A 3,375-nucleotide genomic window follows, 5' to 3' on the forward strand; every position below is an offset into this window, starting at 1 on the left:
AACCTGATAATACAAACTTCATTGAACAGTTAAAGGAAGACACAACATCAGATCCAGAAAAACCTGTCGATTGTAGTCGCTGGTCAAGATAAATAAGTAGACAAAATACAGATTTGTACCCAGTAACTTACTGGTTCAATAGGATTGTATCTCTTGCCACCCATAGATTATGCTGTTTTGTCAATCTGAAAGTTCCGTTAGCACATGAGTTAACCCATGTAGTTCAACAAAAAGGAAGAGAATGATTGAGCAATAAGTTGGTCAACATCTTGTGAGGGGAGATAGGGAGAGAGGAAGATGGTTGTAGGATTGTTAATCCCTTCTTCAATCTACTGAATTTTATCCATTGATTCTGATTCTTTTGGTTTAGGACGTTCTTTTACTTTAACGCCCAGAATTCTTCTGAATTTAAGTTTTCCTTCCTTATCCAATACTTCCAAGGTGCAATATTGGGTAGTGTTTTCTGGAACATTGAGTTTTTTTCTCCCTTGCAAGCTAAATTCTCCTCCAATACAGTCGAGATTGACCTGGGCATTTTTGCCTGTAACTGACCAACTAACAGTAATTGGCACACCTGCTTCTACTTGTAAAGTTCCACTATCAGAATTGTTAATTTTAAAGTAGTTTAATTTAATTGGTGTTTTAATTAGAATTGGTTCTGGCAGGATAAATCTTTCTATTTTTTTATCCAAGCGTCCATCTGAGTCGGATTGTAGTTCAATTCCTAAACTATATTTTCCATCGGTGAGGTTAGGAAGATCTATGTTACATGAATAGCGATCGCCTATGGTTGCCGAACAGAATTCACTAATATTCTGGGGAGTTACGATTGGCGATGCTTGCAGTTTATTATTAATAATTAAAAATATTTTATCTTCCCCGACAAAATTATTGACATCGGATATGGCAAAAGACAGTTCAATATTGTTTTTGGCTTCAGATTTGGTTACAGTAGCTTTTAAGGTATCTAAGATGGTCAGAGTCGGTCTGGGTAAAATAGCTATTGGTTCGGTTTCCTGCTTGATGATTTTGCCTTGTTTAGTCAGTGCTTCTAGCTGAAAAATATAAGTTTTAACATCTTTAGCATGATAAAAGATAATGTTTTGGCAACGTATTTTATTATTATTGATTTGACATTTTTTAGGTAAATTATTTTGATTAATTAGTTTACAATTTTGCTGATTTATTGGTTCGGCAAAAATATAACATTTAGTATTTATAGTATTTTTACCTAAATCTCGCTCAAAGATAATTAATTTTTCAAGATTTTTGGGATTTTCTACTGACCAATTAACCCCAACATTTTGTCCATATTCATATTCGGTTGTTTCAGATTTTAAGGTAATTTTAGGTTCTTCCGATTTAAGTAATTCCCATACGAGCCACGCACAACTAACAACAAGACCCAAAAGTACAGCCGATAGTAAGATTAATTGCCACAGAGGGCGCGATCGCCAGAATAAACTACTTTTTAGAGGTAAATTTTTAGGTACAGGAAGATCGTTTTTATCTATTAGATCGACTTGAAAATTAAATTGCTTAGTTGCTAAAAAAGGTCTTTTCTGTTTGGAGTTAGGTCGAACTTCTAATTTAATTTCGGTAATTTGCTTGGGAGTTAGTCTTACTAGAGATTTTTCTAAAAAATACTTACACAATTCATCTTCATCGCTAGTTTTAACCGCGATTTCGAGCTTACGTAAAGTATTACCTTGATTATTTAATAGTATTTTGTACTGTCCTGGTTTGTAACTTACTTTATTCAGAATAGTGTGTAACTCTACTTGTAAATTATATTGAGGGGGAATATTTAAATAGACTATTTTTTTGAGAAAAAGATCGGGATAATTAACCGAGCGCAGTCTAATTTCTGGTTTATAGTTTCCCGCAATAGTATCGTCAGGAGGATGAATAAATAGGTTAATTTTATCTTGCTCTCCAGGGTTTAAATTGAGTTCATTTGTTCCTGCGATCGCTCCTAACTTTTTGATGGTTTCGGGATAGCGGATTGTGTACCAGCTACTATCTAAGTCGGTAGTAATCCGAAAATTATCTGTTTTATGGGAACGATTGTGAACGTAAATTTCTAAATTTAAAGTTTCATTGGTAGCTAAAGTAATTGCTTGGGTAGAACTACTAGCAGGAGTGATGACAAAACTAGGCTCAGGCTCGGTTGGCGGTGGAACAATCGCGTTCAGTATAGTTAATTGACGATGCTTAGGGGTAAAGGTATAGAAAGATGTCGAGCGAATAAATTCAATTTTTAAATAGTATTCATAATCGCCAGGAATAGCTTGAGGGGGAATATTCCAGAAAAATTCGATTTCTTGAGTCTGTTGGTAGCCGATAGTAATTTTATGTTTGTAGTTTTTGCACCATTGTTTTAATTCGGGTTTTAAGTCTAAGAAAACTGCTAATCTGACTCCAGATTCATGTTTTTGATTCGTAATACTCACCCTAGTTTGACTATTTTCATTGGGCGCAATTTTTTCACCTTCTGGGGGAAAAATTACAATCTTCAGTCCATTTTCTTGAAAACTCATATTAATTCAGAATATTATAAATATCTAATCTCACTGCACTATCTCGATCGCCACTGAGAATTAATAATCTGTTGTGAGAATTGTTTTTTTGGTGAATAAGATCGATGCTGTTAATTTGCTGGGAATACTGAATGGTTTTTTCTAGGTTTAAATCGATACGTTTTAGATTGGGAACAAACGACCAAATTTTAATTTTTCCAGCAGTATCTCCCGTCACTAAATAATATTTGTTTGCTGCGTATTTAGCTAAAGCGATCGCCTTGATTCCCCGATCTAATTCCCGTTCGTTACTATATAGCAGTTTACATTTGATACTATTACAATTATTAAAATTCCAAAACCGAATTAATCCTCGATTATCGGTACTAATTAAGATATTGTTTTCGGTAATTTTTAATCCTGTAATGCGATCGGCATCTCGATTCAATAGAGGATGTAGTTTGAGTTCTTGAGATTTACTATTATCGTTTAATTCAATACGAAATACTGTATTGTACTGACCTCCAGCTACGATGGTTTTATTGTCTGGAGTCAATGTAATAACGTGAATTGAAATATTGCGATCGATTAAATTTTTGTATTTCTTCTCTAGAGAATTCCATTGTAATAATTTCGTACCTTGCCCCAAAAAAACTGTCTTAAAATCGGGACTAATAGTAATATCTAAAATTCGATTGGTAGTAGAGCGATCGCTTGTATTAGAATCTCGATTGTTAATAATTATAGTCTCTTCTTGTTTGCTAATATTGAACTTGCTAAATTTACCGCTATCAAAGCCAAAGAAAGCAAACTCCCCTGATAAATTATTATCAGAACGCAACTTAACCACATTAAC

The 3,375-nt window shown here is 33.9% G+C and carries 2 protein-coding genes; both read right to left on the reverse strand.

From position 1 onward, the window contains the following. Positions 1 to 329: 329 nt before the first annotated feature. On the reverse strand, positions 330 to 2,540 hold the full coding sequence (locus AC33VI_RS03345) for a COG1470 family protein (RefSeq protein WP_491780853.1): 2,211 nt from the start codon (positions 2,538 to 2,540) through the stop codon (positions 330 to 332). 1 nt (position 2,541) lies between these two features. After that, positions 2,542 to 3,375 (reverse strand): WD40 repeat domain-containing protein (locus AC33VI_RS03350; RefSeq protein ID WP_491780854.1); only part of this gene is annotated, 834 nt, incomplete at its 5' end.

The sequence above is a fragment of the Waterburya sp. genome (assembly GCF_058530065.1).